The 20,988-nt window shown below is 72.0% G+C and carries 21 protein-coding genes; 2 read left to right on the plus strand and 19 right to left on the minus strand.

Going from position 1 to position 20,988, the window contains the following annotated elements:
- Positions 1-55: 55 nt before the first annotated feature.
- Together lipA and QWI33_RS01655 are read left to right on the plus strand one after the other, a co-directional pair.
- Positions 56-967, plus strand: a complete 912-nt coding sequence (gene lipA, locus QWI33_RS01650) for a lipoyl synthase (protein ID WP_373897056.1) — start codon at positions 56-58, stop codon at positions 965-967.
- 61 nt (positions 968-1,028) lie between these two features.
- Positions 1,029-1,724: a DUF4191 domain-containing protein gene (locus QWI33_RS01655; RefSeq protein ID WP_289954211.1), complete on the plus strand. Its 696-nt coding sequence runs from the start codon at positions 1,029-1,031 to the stop codon at positions 1,722-1,724.
- A 132-nt stretch (positions 1,725-1,856) separates the two neighbouring features.
- On the opposite strand, the gene QWI33_RS01660 is transcribed toward QWI33_RS01655, so the two are convergent.
- The 19 genes from QWI33_RS01660 to hisI form a co-directional block, all read right to left on the minus strand.
- Positions 1,857-2,267, minus strand: a complete 411-nt coding sequence (locus QWI33_RS01660; protein WP_289954213.1) for an SCO2097 family morphological protein — start codon at positions 2,265-2,267, stop codon at positions 1,857-1,859.
- Between the two features lie 201 nt (positions 2,268-2,468).
- On the minus strand, positions 2,469-3,653 hold the full coding sequence (gene dinB / locus QWI33_RS01665) for a DNA polymerase IV (protein ID WP_435367553.1): 1,185 nt from the start codon (positions 3,651-3,653) through the stop codon (positions 2,469-2,471).
- Between the two features lie 163 nt (positions 3,654-3,816).
- On the minus strand, positions 3,817-4,977 hold the full coding sequence (locus QWI33_RS01670) for an alkaline phosphatase family protein (protein WP_289954219.1): 1,161 nt from the start codon (positions 4,975-4,977) through the stop codon (positions 3,817-3,819).
- 84 nt (positions 4,978-5,061) lie between these two features.
- A complete protein-coding gene (locus tag QWI33_RS01675; RefSeq protein ID WP_289954221.1) occupies positions 5,062-7,218 on the minus strand; it encodes an MMPL family transporter in 2,157 nt (718 codons plus the stop codon).
- 94 nt (positions 7,219-7,312) lie between these two features.
- The gene (locus QWI33_RS01680; protein ID WP_289954224.1) at positions 7,313-7,975 is read right to left on the minus strand and encodes a response regulator; all 663 of its coding nucleotides are present in this window, start codon (positions 7,973-7,975) and stop codon (positions 7,313-7,315) included.
- Positions 7,976-8,267: 292 nt separating this feature from the next.
- Positions 8,268-9,443 carry a sensor histidine kinase gene (locus QWI33_RS01685; protein WP_289954225.1) on the minus strand — a complete coding sequence of 392 codons (1,176 nt, stop codon included), beginning with the start codon at positions 9,441-9,443 and terminating at the stop codon, positions 8,268-8,270.
- Positions 9,444-9,547: 104 nt separating this feature from the next.
- On the minus strand, positions 9,548-10,315 hold the full coding sequence (locus QWI33_RS01690) for a methyltransferase domain-containing protein (RefSeq protein ID WP_289954227.1): 768 nt from the start codon (positions 10,313-10,315) through the stop codon (positions 9,548-9,550).
- Between the two features lie 162 nt (positions 10,316-10,477).
- On the minus strand, positions 10,478-11,074 hold the full coding sequence (locus tag QWI33_RS01695) for a maleylpyruvate isomerase family mycothiol-dependent enzyme (protein ID WP_289954228.1): 597 nt from the start codon (positions 11,072-11,074) through the stop codon (positions 10,478-10,480).
- A 130-nt stretch (positions 11,075-11,204) separates the two neighbouring features.
- The gene (locus tag QWI33_RS01700) at positions 11,205-11,969 is read right to left on the minus strand and encodes a WecB/TagA/CpsF family glycosyltransferase (protein ID WP_289954230.1); all 765 of its coding nucleotides are present in this window, start codon (positions 11,967-11,969) and stop codon (positions 11,205-11,207) included.
- Positions 11,969-12,952: an NAD-dependent epimerase/dehydratase family protein gene (locus QWI33_RS01705; RefSeq protein ID WP_289954232.1), complete on the minus strand. Its 984-nt coding sequence runs from the start codon at positions 12,950-12,952 to the stop codon at positions 11,969-11,971. Before QWI33_RS01705 ends, QWI33_RS01700 begins: the two co-directional genes overlap by 1 nt.
- Positions 12,953-12,990: 38 nt before the next feature.
- Complete coding sequence (locus QWI33_RS01710; protein ID WP_289954234.1) at positions 12,991-13,962, minus strand: hypothetical protein; 972 nt, start codon at positions 13,960-13,962, stop codon at positions 12,991-12,993.
- A gap of 33 nt (positions 13,963-13,995) precedes the next feature.
- Complete coding sequence (locus QWI33_RS01715; protein ID WP_289954235.1) at positions 13,996-14,514, minus strand: GNAT family N-acetyltransferase; 519 nt, start codon at positions 14,512-14,514, stop codon at positions 13,996-13,998.
- A gap of 229 nt (positions 14,515-14,743) precedes the next feature.
- Positions 14,744-15,898 carry an FAD-dependent oxidoreductase gene (locus tag QWI33_RS01720; protein ID WP_289954236.1) on the minus strand — a complete coding sequence of 385 codons (1,155 nt, stop codon included), beginning with the start codon at positions 15,896-15,898 and terminating at the stop codon, positions 14,744-14,746.
- A gap of 22 nt (positions 15,899-15,920) precedes the next feature.
- Positions 15,921-16,952: a prolipoprotein diacylglyceryl transferase gene (lgt, locus tag QWI33_RS01725; RefSeq protein WP_289954238.1), complete on the minus strand. Its 1,032-nt coding sequence runs from the start codon at positions 16,950-16,952 to the stop codon at positions 15,921-15,923.
- A gap of 159 nt (positions 16,953-17,111) precedes the next feature.
- Positions 17,112-17,900 carry a tryptophan synthase subunit alpha gene (gene trpA / locus QWI33_RS01730; RefSeq protein WP_289954239.1) on the minus strand — a complete coding sequence of 263 codons (789 nt, stop codon included), beginning with the start codon at positions 17,898-17,900 and terminating at the stop codon, positions 17,112-17,114.
- 2 nt (positions 17,901-17,902) lie between these two features.
- Positions 17,903-19,111 (minus strand): tryptophan synthase subunit beta, encoded by a 1,209-nt coding sequence (trpB, locus tag QWI33_RS01735; protein ID WP_289954241.1) that lies wholly within the window; start codon positions 19,109-19,111, stop codon positions 17,903-17,905.
- Between the two features lie 86 nt (positions 19,112-19,197).
- Positions 19,198-19,998 (minus strand): indole-3-glycerol phosphate synthase TrpC, encoded by an 801-nt coding sequence (gene trpC, locus QWI33_RS01740; protein WP_353895369.1) that lies wholly within the window; start codon positions 19,996-19,998, stop codon positions 19,198-19,200.
- A 6-nt stretch (positions 19,999-20,004) separates the two neighbouring features.
- Positions 20,005-20,589: a Trp biosynthesis-associated membrane protein gene (locus QWI33_RS01745; RefSeq protein WP_289954245.1), complete on the minus strand. Its 585-nt coding sequence runs from the start codon at positions 20,587-20,589 to the stop codon at positions 20,005-20,007.
- Positions 20,586-20,930 (minus strand): phosphoribosyl-AMP cyclohydrolase, encoded by a 345-nt coding sequence (hisI, locus tag QWI33_RS01750; RefSeq protein ID WP_289954247.1) that lies wholly within the window; start codon positions 20,928-20,930, stop codon positions 20,586-20,588. The genes QWI33_RS01745 and hisI overlap by 4 nt, the downstream gene beginning before the upstream one ends.
- Positions 20,931-20,988: the final 58 nt, after the last annotated feature.

Here is a 20,988-nt window from a genome sequence, read left to right on the forward strand (position 1 = left end):
CGCCTGCGCGGCGTAGGCTGGGCCGGTGACTTCCGTACAGCCTGAAGGACGCCGGATGCTGCGCCTCGAAGTGCGCAACGCCCAGACCCCGATCGAGAAGAAACCCTCCTGGATCAAGGTCAAGGCCAAGACCGGCCCGGAATACACCGAACTGCGGAGCCTCGTCAAGAGCGAAGGCCTGCACACGGTCTGCCAAGAAGCCGGTTGTCCCAACATCTACGAATGCTGGGAGGACCGGGAGGCGACGTTCCTCATCGGCGGCTCCCAGTGCACGCGACGGTGCGACTTCTGCCAGATCGACACCGGCAAGCCCGACGCGCTCGACCGCGACGAGCCCCGCCGGGTCGCCGAGTCGGTGCAGACCATGGGCCTGAAGTACGCCACGATCACCGGCGTCGCCCGCGACGACCTCGACGACGGCGGCGCCTGGCTCTACGCCGAGACCGTCCGCCAGATCCACGCGGCCGTCCCCGGCTGCGGCGTCGAGCTCCTCATCCCCGACTTCAACGCGGTCCCCGAGCAGCTCGCCGAGGTCTTCTCCTCCCGCCCCCAGGTGCTCGCGCACAACGTCGAGACCGTGCCGCGCATCTTCAAGCGCATCCGGCCCGCGTTCCGCTACGAGCGGTCCCTCGAGGTCATCACCAAGGCCCGCGAAGACGGCCTGGTCACCAAGTCGAACCTCATCCTCGGCATGGGCGAGACCCGCGAAGAGGTCTCCCAGGCTCTCAAGGACCTGCACGCCGCCGGCTGCGAGCTCATCACCATCACCCAGTACCTGCGCCCGACCAAGCGCCACCACCCGGTGGACCGCTGGGTCAAGCCCGAGGAGTTCGTGGAGCTCACCGCCGAGGCCGAGGAGATCGGCTTCGCCGGCGTCATGAGCGGCCCGCTGGTCCGCTCCTCCTACCGGGCCGGACGCCTGTACCAGCAGGCGATCGAAGCACGAGCCGCCGCCACCCCGGTGTAGTCCGAAAGCCGCAGTTCAGCCCGGTCCTGAGCGTCCCCGACCGCCCATTAGAATTGACGACATGGCAAAGCAGCAGGAAAAAGAGACGTTCGGGTCGCGCCTGAAGACCATCGGGATGGCGATCAAGTTCACGCACCAGCGCGACAAGTTGTTCGTGCCGCTGGAGGCCGCCGCGATCCTGCTGCCCTTCGTGATCATCACCGCGCTGGTGATCTTCGCGAAGTTCTCCCTGCTCTGGTACGTCAGCGCCCTGTTCGTGGCGCTCCTGGCCGGTTTGATCGTGCTCAACATGCGCACCAGCAAAGTGGTGAACAAGGAGGCCGTGGGCAAGCCGGGCGCGGCGTACGCGCTCATCGACGGCATCCGCGGCTGGCAGGTCACCCCCGGCGTGGCGGCCCTGTCCGAGACGCAGATGGTGCACCGCGCGGTCGGCAAGGCCGGCGTGGTCCTCCTCGGCGAGGGCGGCCCGAAGGTCCGCAAGCTCCTCGGCCAGGAGAAGAAGCGCATCTCGCGCGTGGTCGGTTCGACCCCGATCTACACCTTCCTCGTCGGCGAGACCGGCGGCGACGACTTCTCGGTCACCGAGGTCCGCAAGCGCCTCATGAAGCTGCCCAAGAACATCGACTCCAAGGACGCCAATCACATCGCCAAGCGCCTCGACGCGCTCGGCATCGGCATGGCGATCCCGAAGGGCCCGATCCCGACCAGCGCCAACGCCGGCAAGGGCGCGCGCCGCGCCATGCTGCGCGGCCGCTAGACCGCGCCGCCGCGCTCGCCGGCACACCCAGGCGCTGCAACGCCGCTGAACATGAACCGGCCCGGCGGGGGAACTCCCCCGCCGGGCCGGTTTTTTCGCGCTGCCGGTCGTGCCGCAGCGCGCGAAGTCGATTTAGAAGATGTCGCCGTTGTCGCGGCGGCGGCGCCACCGCTCCTCCATGCGGGAGGTGAAACCACCGGGTTTGGGGGACTTCGAGCCGCCTACGGGGCGGCTGGCCTTGCCGTCGACCGCCTTCAGCTTCACATTCGTGCCGCGGCGCTGCGCCCAGAGACCCAAGATCAGACCGCCGAACATGAGCACCGCACCGATCGGGGCGCCGAACACGGCGACGTCGCCCCCTGCGATCACGGAGCCGATGACGACGCCGATCCCGAGAACGGTGACGATGCCGGCCAGAATGAGCCTGCGCCGGGTCACGTGCGCCGGATCGTGGGCGCGCACAGCAGAGGCGAACTGCGGGTCTTCGGACAAGGACTGCTCGATTTGCTCGAACAGACGTTGTTCGTGGTCGGAGAGCGGCACGACACTCCTCCTGCGCTAGTGCTCGACGGAGCCGCCGCCACGGCGACTCCACTGCTTGCATCCAAGTCTACGAGGCTTTCGCCCGAGGCGGAAGGCAGTTCGTGCTTGAATCAGTCCGTTCTGGCCTGGATGCGCGAGCTGACGGGGGCGCCTCGGCGCAATGCCCATTCACCGCTCGCGAGCTTCGCCGAGACCCGGCGCTCATCGACCCGGGTTCCCCGATTCCGGGGTGTCTACACGCGAGTCACGGCGCGCCAGCCGACCTGCCGACCGGACCGCTCCCTTCCCGAATTTCGCGCTCGCCAGGTCGATGACCGTCTCGATGTCCCGCCACCCGTGCTCGGGCTCGCCGAGCGCCAACTGCCGGCCCACCGCGGCCGCCTCGACCAGGTGATCGAGCTTCACCCCGATGAGCCGCACCGGCGCCGTCGCGGCCGCGTCCGCCAGTTCCCTTGCGGCGTCGTAGATCTCACGGCCCACATCGGTGGGCGCGGCCAGCATCCTCGAGCGCGTGATCGTGCGGAAGTCCCCGAAGCGGATCTTCACCGTCACCCCGCGCCCCGCCCAGCCGGCCTTGCGGGCCCGCGACGCGACCTTGCGCGAGAGCTCCAGCAGCACCGGGCCCCACACGGCGCCGTCCGGGGCGTCGCGGTCGAACGTCGTCTCGTTGCTGATCGACTTCTCGACCCGCTCGGGCCGCACCGGCCGCGGGTCGATGTTCCGCGACAGCGCGTACAGGTGCTCGGCGCTGGCGGTGCCGACCGAGGAGGCGAGGCTGTCGACGTCGAGGCGCGCCAGGTCGCCGACCGTGCGCATGCCCAGCCGGGTGAGTTTCTCGGCGGTCTTCTCGCCGATGCCCCACACGGAGCGGATCGGCAGGCGGTGCAGGAACTCGAGCTCGGTCGCGGCGGGCACGACGCCGAGGCCGTCGGGCTTGGAGGCCTCGCTCGCGAGCTTGGAGAGGAATTTCGTGGAGGCGATGCCCACGGTGCAGGTGATGCCGTGGTCGGCGCGGACGCGCTCGCGGATCGCGCGGGCGATCTCGACGGGCGAGCCGATGAGGCGGCGCGCGCCTGCGACGTCGAGGAACGCCTCGTCGACCGAGATCGGCTGGACGTGCGGTGTGAACTCGCGGAAGATCGCCATGACCGCGCGCGAGACCTCGCCGTACGAGGTGGTGGGGGTGATGTAGACGCCGTGGGGGCAGCGGCGGCGGGCGACCGCGGTCGGCAGGGCCGAGTGCACGCCGTACTCGCGGGCCTCGTACGAGGCGGCGGCGACGACCCCGCGGGGTCCGAGCCCGGCGACGATCACGGGCTTGCCGCGCAGCGAGGGGTCGCGCGCGATCTCCACGGACGCGAAGAACGCGTCCATGTCGACGTGCATGATCCCCAGGCCGTCATCGGACAGCCCGGGACCGATGAACCGATCAAGATCGCTGGCCACCCCCGAAGCCTAGCCAGCGGGTCCGACAACCTCCCGGAACCGGCCCGGAGGGCACGAGCCCTTGAGGCCGTCGCCCCTGCCCGGCCGCCGGAACTGCTCCCGCTCAGCCGTTGCGGTAGCTCCACAGCGGGACCGCCATCTCGGCGGCGGTGAGGCCGCCGTGGTGGCCGACGAGCCTCGCGACGTGCGGCGGCTCGCCCTCGACGCCCACGATCGCGAACGTGCCGCGGCACGCCACCACCAGGTCGCCGATGCGCTCGCGGCTCGACTCGGTGACCTTCGGGCCGTACCAGCCGCGGTCGATCGCCTCGTCCCTGCCGATCACCTCGGCGCGTTCGCCGACCGCCGCCGTCCACGCCTGCCGCACGTCCTCGACCGCGCCCGGTGCGGCGTACAGGTACCGCATCCGCCCGTCGCCCGCGACGGCTTCGACCCCGTGCGTCAGGTCGGGCCGCCGGTCCACGTGCAGCCGGTCCGTCACGTTCACCATCCCGTGGTCGGCCGTGACCATCAGCGCCGCGTCCCGCGGCAGGCCCGTGAGGATGCCGTCGATCGCCTCCGACACCTTCGCGACCGCCTCGAGCCACTCGGGCGAACCGATCCCGTGGAAGTGCCCGGCGGTGTCCACGTCCGGCAGGTACGCGTACACGAGGCTGCGGTCCCCGCGCGCCAGCGCGGCCAGGACCCCTTCGGCGACCTCGTGCGGGGCGATCGCGGGGAGCCAGTCGGCGCCGCGGTAGATCGCGCGGGTCAGGCCGGTGTCGCGGAAGGTCCCGTTCGAGACGACGGTGCACACCACGCCCTGGGCGTCGGCCTGCTCGAAGCAGGTCGGCTCGGGCTGCCACGTCTCGGGGTCGGGGGCGCCGTCCCAGCGGATGTGGGTGACCAGGTCGCCGGTGTCGGGCACGCGCACGGTGAAGCCGATGATGCCGTGCTCGCCGGGCGGGAGCCCGCACGCGAGGGACGCGAGGCTGATCGGGGTCGAGGACGGGACCGTGGCGGTGATCGGAGTGAGGGTGCCGAGTTCGCCGTGGTGCATGGCGCCGACGGTGTCGCTGGCCTGGGCGGCCTGGCCGAGGAGGTGGAAGCCGAAACCGTCGAGGAGGAGCACCGCGATGCGGCGGACGCCGTGGAGCTCGGCGCTGCGCAGGTTCACGCCGCGGGAGGGGATTCCAAGGGCCGCAAGGGCGGTCGGCATGACATCGGCGAGAGTGCCGGTGCCGTAGGCGGGCCGCATCGCCGTGAGGTACGGGCTCGAAGGCATGGCCCGAGGCTAGCCGGTTTCGTGTCGGTTCGGCCACACCACGTATGAATGCGGCGGCCCCGGTGCCGGGGCCGCCGCCGGCGGTCAGTCGTTCGCCTCCTGTCGTTCGGGTGCGGGTGCCGGGGTGGGCCGCCGCGCGGTGCGGCTCGGCCACCAGAAGCGTTCGCCGATCCACAGTGCGAGGGCGGGCACGAGGAGGGAGCGGACGATGATCGCGTCGAGGAGGACGCCCGCGCAGACCAAGATGCCCAGCTGCATGAGCATGGTGAGCGGCATGAGGGCCAGGACGGTGAAGGTGGCGGCGAGGACGAGTCCCGCAGAGGTGATGACGCCGCCGGTCACGGTGAGGGCCCGGAGGGTCCCGACCCGGTGTCCCCATCGCGGGACCTCTTCGCGGACGCGGGTCATGAGGAAGATCGTGTAGTCGATGCCCATCGCGACGAGGAACAGGAATCCCATGAGCAGGAAACTCGTGTCCACATTGTCTTGGCCGAGGCCCTTGAACACCAGGTTCGCGGCGCCGACCGCGGCGGCGTAGGACAGGACCGTGCAGGCCATGAGCACGAGCGCGGCGGTGAGGGCCCGCAGCAGGAGCACGATCACGAGGAGGACCACGGCGAGGATGAGCGGGACGAGCAGCCGCAGGTCGCGGTCGTTGCCGGCGGCGAGGTCGATCTGCGTGGCCGTGGGTCCGCTGACCAGGGCGGTGCTCACGGTGTCGTTGTGCGCCAAGGACTCCCGCAGATCGCGGACGGTCGCCTCCGCGGCGTCGGAGGACGCCTCGTCGGCGAGGACCGCGTCGATGCGGACCCAGTCGGCGTCGGCGGCGCGGACCGGCGCCTCGGTCTGGGCGATGCCGGGCGCCGCTTCGAGGACGGCGAGGGCCGCATCCGTGTCGGCGTCTCGGACGTAGACCTCCACGGGTTCGAAGGCCCCGGCCGGGTAGTGCTCGGCCATCGCGGCGCTGACGCGCTGCGATGCGGTCTCGGTGGTGAGCAGTTCCGACCGCTCGAGTCCGATGGAGAGGCCGGTCCAGCCGAGGGAGAGCAGGAGCAGGCCCGTGGTGGTGGCGACGGCGATGAGCCGGGGCCGGGCCGAGACGGCCCCGGCGACGCGGCCCCAGAATCGGTGGCGGCGCTGAGCCGGGGCGGCGGCCTCGGCCGGGTCGTGGCGGGGCACCAGGGGCCAGAACACGGCCCGGCCGAAGAGCGAGAGCACGGCGGGCAGCAGGGTCAGCGACGCGAGGACGGCGCTGGCGACGCCCGCGATGAGGACCGGGCCGAGCGCGGCGGTGCTGGAGACCGAGGCGAGCGGCAGGACCGCCAGCGCCAGGACGACGGTGCCGGCGGAGGCGACGATCGCGGGTGTCGAGGCGGTGAGGGCGGCGCGCATGGCCGCGAACCGGTCCTCGGTGCGCAGCAGTTCCTCCCGGTACCGGGAGACGAGCAGGAGCGTGTAGTCGGTGGAGACGCCGAAGACGAGGACGGTGAGGATGCCGGTGTTCTGGCCGTTGATCGTGACGTCTGCGTACCGGCCGAGGAGGTAGGCGAGGCCGGTCGCGAGCTGCTCGGACAGTGCGATGCAGACCATCGGGAGGAGCAGGAGCAGCGGGGAGCGGTAGGTGAGGACGAGGACGAGCGCCACGACGGCGACGGTCATCCAGGTGAGGGGGCCGTCGAGCTGCTCGAACGCGGACTCCATGTCCCGGGAGGCCGCGGCGCCGCCGGTGAGGCCGGCTTCGAGGCCGGGTGGGAGTCCTTCCTGGACGATGGCGTCGGCTTCGGCGAAGAGGGCTTCGCCGTCGGCGTCGATGGCGGTGTCCGCGAGGGGGACGACGAGCATGAGCGCCTGGCCGTCTTCGGAGGGGATCGGGCCGGTGGTGCGCTCGCCTGGGGCGGCGAGTGCGTCGAGGGCGGCGCGGTCGGCTGCTGCGGCGGCGTGGGCTTCGGGGGTGAGCGGGGTTTCGGCGGTGTAGACGACGAGGAGGCTGGTCAGGTTCTTCTGGTTGAACTCGGTTTCGGCCAGGTGTTTCGCTTCGGTGGATTCGGCGTCGGCGGGGAGCCAGTTGATCTGGGCGTCGTCTTGGATGCCGCCGAGTCTCGGGGCGAGGGTGAAGCCGATGACGGCGAGGATCGCCCAGGCGGCGAGGGCGGGCCAGCGGCCTCGCCGGGAGCCGGCGAACGCGAGGCGGGCGCTGCTCGGTGTCGACGCGGGTGGGGTGGTTTCTGATCGGGATGCCATGTCTCCCAATCTCGCCGCTGCCGGCCGGATGCGCATCAGCGCGGCGACGTGTCCGCGTCTACGCTCCGGCGACGACCCGCGCGAGGGCGCGGGTTCAGACCTCGGGGATGTCGAGGCCCGAGCGGTACGCGATGGCGACGAGGCCGGCCCGGTCGCGGGCGGTGAGCTTCGTGAGGAGCTTCCCCACGTGGGTGCGGACGGTGGCGGGGCTGATGAAGAGGCGCTCGCCGATCTCGTCGTTGGCCAGGCCCGTGGCGACCCAGCGCAGGATCTCGAGTTCGCGTTCGGTGAGGTCGGCGAGGTTCGGGTGGGGCTTGCCGGTGCCGGTGCCGCGTTCGGCGTACGCGTTGATGACCTTGCGGGTGACGTCCGGGCTCAGCAGGGAGTCGCCGGCGGCGGCGAGGCGCACGGCTTTGAGGAGGTCTTCGGGGTCCGCGTCCTTCATGACGAACCCGGCGGCGCCGTTGGAGAGGGCGTCGAAGATGTAGTCGTCGACTTCGAAGGTGGTGATCATGACGACGCGGGTGGCGGCGAGGTTCGCGTCGTGGCTGATGCGGCGCAGCACTTCGAGCCCGTCGATGCCGGGCATGCGGATGTCGAGCAGGGCCACGTCGGGGCGCAGGCGCGAGACGAGGTCCCAGGCCTCCTGGCCGTTCTCGGCTTCGGCGGCGACGTGGATGTCGTCCTCGCCGTTGAAGAGGTTGCGCAGCGCCATCCTGATGAGGCTCTGGTCGTCGGCGATCACGAGTTCGATCATGCGCGGTCCTCCGTTGCGGGTCTGACGAGCCGGTCTTGCACTGTAAGCGACGGCGGCGAGCCGTCGATCGGTACTCATGGCGAAGCTTGCGAGCCGTGCATGAGCACAGCTGGCGAAGCTTGCGAGCCATGCATGAGCACAGCCGGCGAAGCTTGCGAGCCATGCATGAACACAGCCGGCGGTGCTTGCGAGCCATGCATGAACACAGCCGGCGACGCTTGCGAGAGGTCAATCGCCGCTCTCGGCGGCGCTTGCGAGCGAAGCCTTGGGCGCGGCCGGCGACGCCGGCGAGTCATGGGTTCGCGCTGCGCTCGTAGGGCATGTCGGCCTTGACGGCGAAGCCGCCGCCTCCGCGTCTGGGCGCGGCGCTGAAGACGCCGCCGCTGGTGAGGACCCGCTCCATCATGCCGGTGACGCCTTGGCCGATCCGGTCGAAGTCGATGGGGCCGCCGCGGCCGTCGTCCTCGACGAGGATGCGGATCCAGGTCGGGTCGCAGTCGATCCGGACCGTGGCCTTGGTGGCCTCGGCGTGGCGGATGACGTTCGTCAGCGACTCCTGGACGACCCGGTAGGCGGTGGCGGCGATGTTCGTCGGCACGAGTCCGGGCTCCCCCGCGACCGCGTACTCGACTTGCAGGCCGCCGGTGCGCACGGCCTCCACGAGGGACGGGATGTCGGCGATCGCGCCGGTCGGGCGCAGCTCGGACTGGCGGCCCTGGCGCAGGGGCGCGAGGGTGGCGCGCAGGTCTTGGAGCGCGCGGGTCGAGGCGTCGCGGATCGCCTGGAGGTTCTCGACGACCTCGGGCGGGGCCGCCGCGCCTTCGGCGGCGCCGCGCTGCAGGCGGTGCTTTTCCAGGACGTGCAGGGCGACACCGGCGTTCATGCTGACCACGGCCAGGCTGTGGCCGACCACGTCGTGGATCTCCCGGGCCATTTCGACGCGCTCGTCGGCCCGGTACCGCTCGCGTTCGGCCTCGCGTTCGCGGGCCCGGGCGTGGCGGGCCTCCCGGACGATGCGCCCGCCTGCGGCGGCGATGCCGAGCCACACGAACGTGATGGTGGCGTTGACCCACAGGTCGGGGATGTCGCCGAGGGCGAACGTCTGGAAGGCCGTGTTGACCGCGAAGAGGCCGGCCAGGACGATGAGGACGGTCTTGAGCGGCCGCGCGAACGCGTAGTAGAAGACCGCGACCGCCGGGAGCATGTAGATCGGGCCTTCGGGCAGGCCGAGGTAGAGGTAGACGTACAGGCCCGCGAGGGTCCCGGCGAGGGTGGCCTCGGGCCAGATGCGGCGCACGGCCAGGAACGCGGCGGTGACGCCGATGAGCGCGAACGCGAGCGGCCCGGGGTGGTGGTCGGAGGCGGCGCCGATCGTGGTGCCGGCGGTGAGGACGCCGAGCAGGGCGGCGAGGCCGGTGTCGAAGGCGAGGGCCGGGATCCTGGTGCGTGCGGCGGTTGGCGAGGTCACGGGTCCAGGCTACGGTCCGGCGGGCCCGCCGCCTTCGGCGTGCGGACGTAGCCGCGCCTACGCGCCTCGACGTAGACGCGGCTGCCGAAAGGCACCCGTCCCGGTCAGCGCATGGGTTTGCGGGCGAGCAGGTGAATGTGGGTGGCCATGTCCCGGAAGGGGACCCGTGCGGCGGTGGCCAGTTCGAACTCGCGCAGGGCGTCGGTGCCGGCCTCGCCCTTCGCGGCCGCGGCGGGGAGGAGGTCGCCGACGACGCCGACGCCGTGGACCTGCTCGGTGACGAGGCCGGAGCCGCCGACGAGCGCGGTGAGCGTGGCGGTCTCGAAGCGGCGCTTGATGGTGTCGCGGGCCGCGATGACGCCGTCGACGTGTGTGAGGAGGTCGAGCGCGGCCGGGAAGTTCCCGGCGAGGGCCTTGCCGAGGACGGCGGCGATGCGGTTGGCGACGAGGATGCTCACGCCGCCGCCGGGCGCGCAGACGCGGCGGAGGGCGTCGAGCGCGATGTCCGGGTAGTCGACCATCTCCAGGACCGAGTGGCACAGGACGAGGTCGGCGGTGCCGGGCTCGGCGACGTCGGGGAGCTCGTCGGCGTCGGCCTGGACGGCGCGGACGCGGTCGGTGACGCCCGCGTCGGCGGCGCGCTGGCGCAGGGACGCGAGCGCGTTGGCGCTGGGTTCGACGACGGTGACGTCGTGGCCGAGTTCGGCGAGGGGGACGGCGAATCCGCCGGAGCCGCCGCCGACATCGAGGATGCGGAGGGTCGCTCCGGTGCCTGCGGCGAATCGCTCGATCTCGGCCGACAGGACCGACCACACGACGGCCATGCGGGGGTGGTGCCCGGTGTGCGTGAGCTCTTTGGGAATGTCGACCATGCGCCACAGCCTAGCGTCGCTGCGGCGTGCGGGTCAGGAAGGTGGGGTGAGCCGAAGGCGAACGGAGGGTCACGGCAAATCGGACATTGTTGGACCCCCGGCGCCAACCCTGGCAGGGGGGTGTGACAAGGGGGTGTCACACGGCCCTGACCAGGGAGTCCGTCACATGTCGGTGTGCGCCTTCCGGAGTGCGGCCACGGCGTCGGCGTCTCCGGCGAGGCGGACCTCTGCGGCGTCGCGGCGGCCGCTGAGGTACAGCAGCAGTTCGGTCGGTTCGCCTTGCAGCACCGCGCCCCCGGCGGCCCCGAAGCGGCGCGGTTCGCCGTCGGGTCGGCGCAGTTCCAGGCCGTACGGCCGGATCCGGCGGGCGGCCCGGCGGCCGAGGTAGCCGCTCATGCGCCAGGCGAGCGCTTCGAGGTCGGGGCGGTCGGTCCGCCTCCCGAGGCCGTTGGCGCGGCGGACGTCCTCGTGGTGGATGAAGTACTCGGCGCCGTTCATCAGCGTGCGGAGTCCGGGCACGCGCCACGGCAGCAGCGGTGCGCCGCCGCGCAGCCGGTCGATGAGGGCGGGCAGGCCTTTGGCCTTCTCGGCGGCCATGTGCTCGTCGGTCCCGCGTTTGAAGTGCTCGCGCAGCACCAGGTGCGCGGCGAGGTCGGCGGTGTCCCAGCCTTCGCAGAGCGTCGGTGCGTCCGGTCCGAGCTCGGCCAGGAGGTCGCACAGTGCTTCGCGTTCGCGCATGTCGATCGGTGCGCCGCTCATCCATCGCTCCCTTTGACCGGTTTCCGGCGGGTGTCGCCGTCGGTTCCGATGCTATGCCGCTGCGGCCGCCGCCCTGCAGTCACAGGGGGCGTCCGGTCGCCGGGACCGGGGCGGCCGCAGCGGCGTCGCGCTAGTCGCGCAGGAACGGGGGTCGCTTGCGGATCTCCCGCAGGTAGGCCGGGTTGTTCTGGAAGTAGCGGCGCCACAGGCGCTTGGGCTCCTTCGTGAGCCGGAACAGCCATTCGAGGCCGTTGCGCTGCATCCACGGCGGGGCCTGCGGGACGAGCCCGGCGTGGAAGTCGAACGCGGCGCCGACGCCGAACATCGCGGGGGCGTTCAGGCGGTCGCGGTGGGCGGCCATCCAGCGTTCCTGCTTCGGCGTCGAGAGCCCCACCCACACCAGTTGCGCGCCGGAGTCGTTGATGCGCTTGACGATCGCGTCGTCCTCCTCCTCCGTGAGGGGGCGGAACGGCGGCGAGTACATGCCCGCGAACTTGACGCCGGGAATGCGCTCGGCGAGCTTCTCGGCGAGCAGTTCGGGCACGCCGTCCTTGCCGCCGTAGAGGAACGAGGTCCAGCCGCGCTCGGCGGCGCGGGCGAGCACGTTGAGCATCAGGTCGGGCCCGTAGACCCGGTCCATCCAGTCGGCGCCGGCCTTGTGCCCGGCCCACACCATCGGCATGCCGTCGGGCGTGGTGAGCCCGGAGGCGTTGTGGATGGCGAGGAGCTCGGGGTCCCGCTGGGACTCCATGACGCCGTGCACGCCCGTGACGCACACGTAGTGGCGCTCGCCGTGGTCGACCCAGCGGGTCACCTCGGCCAGCGCCGTCGCCTGGTTGACGGTGGAGACGCCGACGCCGAGGACGTCGACACGGCGGAGCTGCGGGTCGGTCATTACCGGTCGTACTTGGCTTTGACCTGGTCGTAGACCCACTCGTAGGTCTTCGTCATGCCTTCGCGGAGGCTGATGGACGGCTCCCAGCCGTAGTACTTCTGGATGAGGGTGTTGTCCGAGTTGCGGCCGCGGACGCCCAGGGGGCCGTCGATGTGCTTGAGCTCGATGTCGATGCCGGCGATGTCGGCGACCAGGTAGTACAGGTTGTTGATGGTGGTCAGCTCGGAGGAGCCGAGGTTGAGCGGGTCGGTGACGTCGCCGCGGGTGAGCATCTTGGTGCCCTGGACGCAGTCGTCGATGTAGGTGAAGGAGCGGGTCTGCTCGCCGTCGCCCCAGATCTCGACGGTCTTCTCGCCCTTGAGGGCGGCGAGGGCGATCTTGCGGCAGGTGGCGGCGGGGGCCTTCTCGCGGCCGCCGTCCCAGGTGCCTTCGGGCCCGTAGATGTTGTGGTACCGGGCGATGCGGGTCTGGAGGCCGAAGTCCTCGCGGAAGTGGCGGCACATGCGCTCGGAGAACAGCTTCTCCCAGCCGTAGCCGTCCTCGGCGTCGGCGGGGTAGGCGTCCTCTTCCTTCAGGGGCGCGATGTCGGCCTCGGTCTGCTTGTAGCCGGCGTAGACGCACGCGGAGGAGGAGTAGAAGAAGCGCCCGACCTCGGCGTCCTTGGCGGCCATGAGCATGTGCGTGGAGGGGAGGACCGAGAGCATGCACAGGGCCTTGTTGTTCTCGATGAAGCCCATGCCGCCCATGTTGCAGGCGAGGTTGTAGACCTCGGCGGCGCCGTCGCCGACTGCTTCGCGGCAGGCGGCGAGGTCGGCGAGGTCGCGCTGGAGGCTCTCGGTGTCGCCGTGGACCTGGTACCACTCGTCGAGGGGCTTGACGTCGACGGCGCGCACGGTCTTGCCTTCGGCGAGGAGGCTCGCCACCAGGTGTCCGCCGATGAACCCACCGGCTCCCGCCACTACCGCGTCCACGCTTGCCGCCATCGTCACTCCTCAAGGTTTCGGATACGGGGAAAGAAGCCTCAGCCTACCCGTCGCGTCTCCGCGCCCACCAGCCGGGAAATGGGGTGTAAGTCACCGTTGGGGGCGTTTTCCGGGGCGTTCGCGGGCTCGTTCGCGCCGCGCCGCAGCAGCTGTGCGGGGCCGATCACGAACAGGTCCGGATCGGGGTCGTCGGTGATGGCGGCCTCCACACGGGAGGCGATGCAGTAGAGGCGCGCCTTGGGGTCGCCGAGGAGCCGCTTGACGTAGCGGAGGCGTTTGAGCTGGCGTTCGACCATCTGGAACTTCCAGCGGATGGTGCCCAGCGCGATCGGTTCGCCGGTCTCGCTCCAGGCCGCGAGTTCGATGGTGCGCAGTTGCCGGAAGCGCGGGTCGGGGACGGTGAGGCGGGTGGTCTGCGCGGCGGCGGGGTCGTTGAGGGCCCATTCGCGGGCGAGGCGGTGGAACTCGGGGCGGCACACGTACCGGTCGAAGCGGGCGTGGGTCATCCGCCACAGCCGGTCGGTGATGTAGCCGCGACGCCAGCGCGCCAGGTGCGGGGCGACCATGGCGTAGTGGAAGCGCACGAAGCGGTGGTCCATGGTCCAGAAGGGCGCGTCGGGGTCGAGGGGGTTGGGGTCGGCGCGGATGAGGCCGGCCGCTGCGAGCCCCTGGAGGACGGCGTCGAGGTCGGCTTCACCGAGGCCGGTGGTGGCGCGCAGGTCGTAGGGGGTGCGGGGCCGGGTGGTGATGGCGGCGAGGACGTCGTCCTGGGGCTTGTCGGGGGCTTCGCCGAGGACGGCTTCGACGGCGCCGGCCATGGTTTCGAGGAAGGGGCTCTCGGGCCGCAGGAACGTGGTCTTGACCCATGCGTCGACGGCGTGCCTGCTCTGGGGGAGGTCGCCGGCCTGGGCCAGGAGGGCGGGGTCGGAGCCGAGGAGGGCGTGGACGCTGACGGCCGTCTCGGGGTCGGCCACGCCTACGGAGAGGATGGACTCGCGCAGTTCGTTCATAGCGATGGTGATGCTACACAGTGGCTGCCCGGGTCACAGTTCGCGGAACATGAGGTGCATGCCGACCAGGCCCCGGGCGGGGTGGTGGAAGGTCTCGGGGAGGACCGCGAGGGTGCGGAACCCGAGTGAGTGCCAGAGGTCGACGGCGCGGGTGTTGGTGGCGACGACGGCGTTGAACTGCATGGCGGTGAAGCCGTCGGCGCGGGCGCGGGCGAGGGCGGCTTCGCCGAGGGCGCGGCCGAGGCCCTGGCCGCGGACGGCCGGGTCGACCATGAACCCGGCGTTGGCGATGTGGGAGCCGCGGCCGGGCTGGTTGGGGTGGATCTCGGCGATCCCGGCGACGCGGCCGGCGGGCGTGCCGTCGTCGCCGGTGCCGTCCTCGATCACGGCGACGAGGGCGCTCGCGGGCGCCTCCTTCTCGATCCAGTAGGCGCGCAGGCGCTCCTCGGGGGTGTCGGCATCCCACACGAAGTGCTCGCCGGAGGCGACGATGGGCCGGGCGAAGGCCCACACGGCGGGCCAGTCCTCAGGGCGGGCGTCACGGATCTGCATGGCACGAAAGCGTAATCGGCGAGGGGTACCGGCGCCAGCGCGCTTGCGCGCTGAACGATGTCGTACCCGCCTGTCAGAGTTGATGCCGGGGGCCCATCGATGTCCGATTTGCCGGGACCCTCCGTTCACATTGGGCCCCAACAGGAATCGTCGAATCGGTGCGGCAGGGTTGATGCCGGGGTCTCCGCAGGTCCGATCTGAAGGCCGGCGCCAGGGCACGCCCGGTCCCTCAGCGCGGCGGCTGCCAGTCCGACAGGGACGCCGCCTGGTGCTGCACCCACGAGTCCGGTACGGCCCGCAGGAGGCTCTTCGTCACTCCCCTGCCGCCCGAGGCGATCATGTGGACGCGTCGCGAGAGGCGCGCGACGCGCTTGACCCGCGCCATGCGGGCCCGGTCGTAGGAGCCGAGCGCGGCCGGGACCGATTCGGGGCTGCGGCGCAGCGCCCAGCCGAGCGTCACCGCGTCCTCCAGGGCGAGGCTCCCGCCCTGCGCGAGGATCGGCGCCACGCCGTGCGCGGCGTCGCCCAGCAGCACCAGGCCGCCGGCGCCGACCGCCTGGTGGAACACCGGCGGGACCGGCCACACATACCGGACCGGCTGCTGCGTCAGCTCCGAGGGGCGGGTGGCGGCGATGAACTTGCCCACGGGCGCGGGCCAGTCGGCGAACCACCGGTTGATGAGCTCGTGCTGGATCTGCGGCGACTCCGGCCGCATCCCGCCCGGGACCGTGGCCCACCAGCAGGCGCCGGCGTGCCCGAGGTCGCCGTAGCCGAAGCGGCGGCGGTCGGGCCCGTAGATCTCCACGGCGTCGGTGGTGCGCTCGGGGGCGCGGTGGGCGGGCACGAGGCCGCGGAAGCACACCGCCCCGGCGTCCACCGTGGGCGAACCGGGGGCGATGAGCGCGCGGCTGGGCGAGTCGATGCCGTCCGCGGCGACGATGAGCTCGGCGTCCCAGCGGCGCGAGGCGTCCCCGGCGGCCAGGTCGACCATGTCGATCCGGTCGACCTGGACGGCCGGGTGGACCTGGACGTTGTCGCCCAGGCGCGACACGAGCGCCTCGTAGAGCATCGCGGTGTGCACCATGACCGAAGGCGTGCTGTCGTCGGCGCCGAGCATCGCCGCCGCGAACGAGCTCGACAGGCGCTCCTCGTTGCGCAGTTCGAAGCGGTCCACCGGGGTCCCGGAGGCGTCGAGCAGGGCGTCGACGCCGAGCGCGCGCAGTGCGCGCACGCCCGAGGCCCACAGGATCATGCCGAGGTCGTCGCCTTTGAGGCGCTCGCGCCGCTCCAGCAGCGCCACCTTCCAGCCCAGCCGGGACAGGACGATGGCGCTGGCGAGTCCGGCGACGCCGGCGCCGACGACTACGGCTCTTCGGTTCTGCATCTGCACCTGCCCGGGGGTGGGGTCAGCTGTCGTCGCGGGGTTTGCCCGCGTCGGCCGAGGGCTCGGCGTCGAGCGGCTCGTCGGGGACCACGTCGTCCTCGGGCCGGTCGGGTTCGGGGTCGTCGTCCGCGTCGGAGGCGGCATCGATCTCGCCCGGCTCGGCGCCCTTGGGAAGGGCCCCGTTCACGTACCCGGCGGCAGTCGCTTCGGGGGCGTCCCAGTCGACGGTGACGCGCTCGCCGCCGTCGAGCACGAAGACCTGGCGGGTGCCGCGCGCGAAGATGAGGTAGGCGACGGCGAGGACGACGACGATGACGCTCATCCACTGGTTGAGGCGCAGGCCGCCGAAGTCCTCGGCGGGGTCGATGCGCAGGCCCTCGATCCAGAACCGGCCGATGCCGTAGAGGGCGACGTAGAGGGCGACGGCGCGCCCGGCCCCGAACTTGGCCTTGCGGTCGGCCAGGACCACGGCGATCGCGACGCCGACGTTCCACAGCAGCTCGTACAGGAACGTGGGGTGGAACGTCGCGTACTCCCTGTACCCGGCGACCCGGTGGTCGAAGTCGATGGAGACGGCCCACCACGTGTCGAGGGGCTTGCCGTACAGCTCCTGGTTGAACCAGTTGCCGAGGCGGCCGACGGCCTGCCCGACCGGGATGCCGGGGACGATCGCGTCGGCGACCATCGCGAACGGCAGCTTCAGCTGGCGGCAGCCGAGCCACACGCCGACCGCGCCGAGGGCGACGGCGCCGGGGATGCCGAGGCCGCCCTCCCAGACCGCGAGGGCCTTCCAGGGGTCGCCGTCGGCGCCGAAGTAGGCGTCGGGGCTGGAGAAGACGTGGTAGAGGCGGGCGCCGACGATGCCGAACGGCACGGCCCACACGGCGAGGTCGAGCACGGCCCACTTGGGGGCGCCGCGCGAGCGCATGCGCGCCTCGGCGATCCAGCAGGCGGCGACGATGCCCGCGATGAGGCACAGCGCGTACGCGCGGATCGGGATGGGGCCGAGGTGCCAGACGGACTCCGACGGGCTCGGGATATATGCGAGGTCCACGACGAGTAAACCTATCGGTTGCGCGAGCGGGGCGTGGCACGGGCCCGAGCCGGTCCCACGCCGCCGCTCCCGATGCGGCGGCGACGCTCTCGCATACCGCCCATTTCGGGCGGGCACGGCGAGGCCCCGCGGGCACCGCCCGCGAGGCCTGCGTGACGGCTAGCGGCGCACGCCCGCGGCGAGGTCCGCGGTGAGCTCGGCGAGCTTCTGGTGGCCCGAGGGGATGTCCTCGGACTCCAGGTAGCAGTTGACGATGGCGGAGCCGACGATGACCGCGTCCCCGTACGCGCCGATCTCGGCGGCCTGGTCGCCCGAGCGGACGCCCAGCCCCACGCCGATCGGCAGGTCGGTGTGCTTACGGGTGCGCTCCACGAGCGCCGGGGCGGCCGCCGAGGTGGCGGCGCGGGCGCCGGTGACGCCCATGACCGACTGCGCGTACACGAACCCGCGGCAGGCCGCGACGGTGGCGATGATGCGCTCCTCGGTGGAGGACGGGGCGACCAGGAAGACCCGGTCGAGGTCGTGCGCGTCAGAGGCCGCGATCCACTCCCCCGCCTCGTCGGGGATGAGGTCGGGCGTGATGAGCCCGGCCCCGCCCGCGGCGGCGAAGTCGCGCGCGAACCGGTCGACCCCGTACCGCTCCACGAGGTTCCAGTAGGTCATGACGAGGATCGGGACGCGGCCGGCGACGGCCTCGGTCACCTCGAACACCTGCCGGGTCCGGAACCCGCCCGCGAGGGCCTGGTCGGCGGCCTTCTGGATCGCCGGGCCGTCCATCACCGGGTCCGAGTACGGCAGGCCCAGCTCGATGATGTCGGCCCCGTGGTCGATCATGATGTCGACGGCCTTGATCGAGTCGGCGAGCGTCGGGTAGCCCGCGGGCAGGTAGCCCACCAGCGCGGCCCGGCCCTCGGCCTTGGTCTTCGCGAAAGCGTCGGCAGCGTGCACGGCTACGCCCCCCTCTTCTCAGGGGCGCCCGCGAAGCCGAAGTACTCGACGACGTTGCCCATGTCCTTGTCGCCGCGCCCGGAGAGGTTCACCAGGACGCGCGAGCCGGGCTTCAGGCCCTTCGCGAGGCGCAGGGCGCCCGCGAGGCCGTGCGCGGACTCGATCGCGCAGATGATGCCCTCGGTGCGGGCCAGCTTCTCCAGGGCCGCCATGGCCTCCGCGTCGTCCACGGGCTCGTAGGCGGCGCGGCCGGTGGCGGCGAGGTGCGCGTGCTCGGGGCCGACGCCCGGGTAGTCCAGGCCCGCGGAGATCGAGTGCGACTCGACGGTCTGCCCGTCCTCGTCCTGGAGGACGAACGTGCGGGCGCCGTGGAGGACGCCGACCTGCCCGGCCGTGATCGTCGCGGCGTGGCGGCCGGTGTCGTACCCGTCGCCGCCCGCCTCGAACCCGAAGAGCTTCACATCGGCGTCGTCGAGGAACGCGGTGAAGATCCCCATCGCGTTCGAGCCGCCGCCCACGCACGCGGCCACGACGTCCGGCAGCGCACCGGTCCGCTCGAGGAACTGGGCGCGGGCCTCGTCGCCGATGCCGCGGCAGTAGTCGCGCACGAGCTGCGGGAACGGGTGGGGTCCGCCGACCGAGCCGATGAGGTAGTGCGTGTGGTCCACGGAGGCGACCCACTCGCGCAGGGCCTCGTTCATGGCGTCCTTCAACGTGCGCGAACCGGTCGTGACGGGCACGACCTCGGCGCCGAGGAGCCGCATCCGGGCGACGTTCAGCGCCTGGCGGCGCGTGTCCTCCTCGCCCATGTACACGGTGCACTCGAGCCCGAAGTAGGCCGCGGCGGTCGCCGAGGCGACCCCGTGCTGGCCCGCGCCGGTCTCGGCGATGATGCGGGTCTTGCCCATGCGCTTGGTCAGCAGGGCCTGCCCGAGCACGTTGCGGATCTTGTGCGCGCCCGTGTGGTTGAGGTCCTCGCGCTTGAGCCAGACCTCGACCCCGGCCTCCTCGGAGAGCCGTTCGGCGAGGTACAGCGGGGACGGCAGGTTCCCGTACTCGCGGCCGAGCTTGTCGAGCTCGGCGGTGAACGCCGGGTCCGCGAGCGCGGCCGTGTGGGCGGCCTCGAGCTCGTCGAGCGCGCTGATGAGCGCCTCGGGGACGAAACGGCCCCCGAATTCGCCCCAGTGGCCGCTGGCATCTGGATTAGGCACGGTGTCTCGCTCCCCTTCGCAACTCGCTGCCCGGGCGCGCGGCGTCGCGCACCACAGGGCTCACCTGTGTGTTCCGTCCGCGACCGCTAGATCGGGCGCGGCGTGGCCGGGTGGGACCCGGCGGTGACCAGCTCGGCGACGGCGTCGCGCGGGCTCTTCGTCTTGACGACGCCCTCGCCGACGAGCACGGCGTCCGCGCCGGCGCTGGCGTAGCGGATGAGGTCGCGGGTGCCCCTGACGCCCGATTCGGCGACTTTGACGACGCCGCGGGGCAGGCCGGGGGCGATGCGCTCGAACACCGAGCGGTCGACTTCGAGGGTAGTCAGGTCGCGGGCGTTGACGCCAATGACTTTCGCGCCGGCGCGCAGGGCGCGGTCGGCCTCGTACTCGGTGTGGACTTCGACGAGGGCGGTCATGCCGAGGCCCTCGATGCGCTCGTGGAGCGAGACGAGGGTGTCCTGGTCGAGGGCGGCGACGATGAGGAGCACGAGGTCGGCGCCGTGGGCGCGGGCTTCGAGCACCTGGTAGGGGGAGACCACGAAGTCCTTGCGGAGGACCGGGATCTGGACCTTGGCGCGGACGGCGTCGAGGTCGTCGAGGCTGCCTTTGAAGTAGTGCTGCTCGGTGAGGACCGAGATGACGGACGCGCCGCCCGCGGCGTACTCGGCGGCGAGCACGGCCGGGTCGGGGATGTCGGCGAGGGCGCCTTTGGAGGGGGAGGCCCGCTTGACCTCGGCGATGACGCTGACGCCGCCGCCGGAGAGCGCGGCGTACCCGTCGAGGGCGGGGCGTGCGGCCTCGGCGCGCTCGCGGATCTTCTCGATGGGGGTCTCGGTCTGGCGCCGTTCGAGATCGGCGCGGACTTCGGTGATGATCTGCTCCAGCACGTTCACCTAAGATCGTCCCTTCTCCTGCGCCGATGCCGTGATATTAGGCGACGAGGGGTCCTCGCCGGAGTCGAGGGCGTTCCACAGCGACACCGGGTCCTCTGCTATGGCGGACGCCTTGTCGGGGGCCGCTTCGTAGCGGTCCCGGCTGTCGGGCCAGCCGCCTGCTCGGGCGGTGGTGGCGGCCCCGGCGAACGCGAGGACGAGCGCGGCGGCGCCCATGGCGATCGGCCAGGGGCCGGCGTCGAGGTTGAGCGCCCCGCCGAGGGCGGTCGCGAGGCCGGCGAGGGCGGCGACGACGCCGAGAACGCGGCGGGCGCGGTTGCCGGTGGCGAGCATCGCCAGGAAGGCGGCGCCGCCGGCGAGGGCGCACGGCAGGGCCCAGGAGGCGAGGTCGGTGCCGGCCTGGGCGGTGGTGGCGGTGATCCCGGCGTGGCCGGTCTCGTTGGTGGCGGTCCAGTCGCGGGAGGCGGCGAGCGCGGCCACTGCGGCCGCGAGGATCCCTGCGAGGAGGACGCGGGTGCGCTCGGCGGCGCGCTGCTCGGCGGTGCCGTCGTCGGCGGCGCTGGTCTCGTGGTTCGCTTCGCTCATGCGATCTCCCTTCCGGTGAAGCAGGTGCGGGTGCCGGTGTGGCAGGCGGGGCCGGTCTGGTCCACCTGGAGCAGGACGGTGTCGCCGTCGCAGTCGACCGCGACCGAGACGACCGCCTGGTGGTGGCCGGAGGTCTCGCCCTTGACCCAGTACTCGCCGCGGCTGCGCGACCAGTAGGTGGCCTTGCGGGTGGCCAGGGTGCGCCGCAGCGCTTCGGCGTCCATCCACGCGAGCATGAGGACCTCGCCCGTGTCGTGCTGCTGCGCGATGGCGGGGACGAGCCCGTCGGCGTTGAACGTGAGGTTCGCGATCACGTCGTCGCTGGTCTGTCCTGCTTCCACGACTACCGATTGTGATCGCACCCCGGCGCGGCCCGCCACCCGGCCCCGGTCGGGAGTG

This window comes from Glycomyces tritici, assembly GCF_030403505.1.

Coding starts and splice junctions, on each gene's coding strand:
- QWI33_RS01695 (WP_289954228.1), bottom strand. CDS start 11,074: ATGAGCGGCGCACCGATCGACATGCGCGAACGCGAAGCACTGTGCGAC.
- QWI33_RS01710 (WP_289954234.1), bottom strand. CDS start 13,962: ATGAACGAACTGCGCGAGTCCATCCTCTCCGTAGGCGTGGCCGACCCC.
- QWI33_RS01705 (WP_289954232.1), bottom strand. CDS start 12,952: ATGGCGGCAAGCGTGGACGCGGTAGTGGCGGGAGCCGGTGGGTTCATC.
- QWI33_RS01720 (WP_289954236.1), bottom strand. CDS start 15,898: ATGCAGAACCGAAGAGCCGTAGTCGTCGGCGCCGGCGTCGCCGGACTC.
- QWI33_RS01670 (WP_289954219.1), bottom strand. CDS start 4,977: ATGCCTTCGAGCCCGTACCTCACGGCGATGCGGCCCGCCTACGGCACC.
- lipA (WP_373897056.1), top strand. CDS start 56: ATGCTGCGCCTCGAAGTGCGCAACGCCCAGACCCCGATCGAGAAGAAA.
- dinB (WP_435367553.1), bottom strand. CDS start 3,653: ATGCACGTCGACATGGACGCGTTCTTCGCGTCCGTGGAGATCGCGCGC.
- QWI33_RS01700 (WP_289954230.1), bottom strand. CDS start 11,969: ATGACCGACCCGCAGCTCCGCCGTGTCGACGTCCTCGGCGTCGGCGTC.
- QWI33_RS01690 (WP_289954227.1), bottom strand. CDS start 10,315: ATGGTCGACATTCCCAAAGAGCTCACGCACACCGGGCACCACCCCCGC.
- QWI33_RS01745 (WP_289954245.1), bottom strand. CDS start 20,589: ATGAGCGAAGCGAACCACGAGACCAGCGCCGCCGACGACGGCACCGCC.
- QWI33_RS01680 (WP_289954224.1), bottom strand. CDS start 7,975: ATGATCGAACTCGTGATCGCCGACGACCAGAGCCTCATCAGGATGGCG.
- QWI33_RS01715 (WP_289954235.1), bottom strand. CDS start 14,514: ATGCAGATCCGTGACGCCCGCCCTGAGGACTGGCCCGCCGTGTGGGCC.
- QWI33_RS01675 (WP_289954221.1), bottom strand. CDS start 7,218: ATGGCATCCCGATCAGAAACCACCCCACCCGCGTCGACACCGAGCAGC.
- QWI33_RS01655 (WP_289954211.1), top strand. CDS start 1,029: ATGGCAAAGCAGCAGGAAAAAGAGACGTTCGGGTCGCGCCTGAAGACC.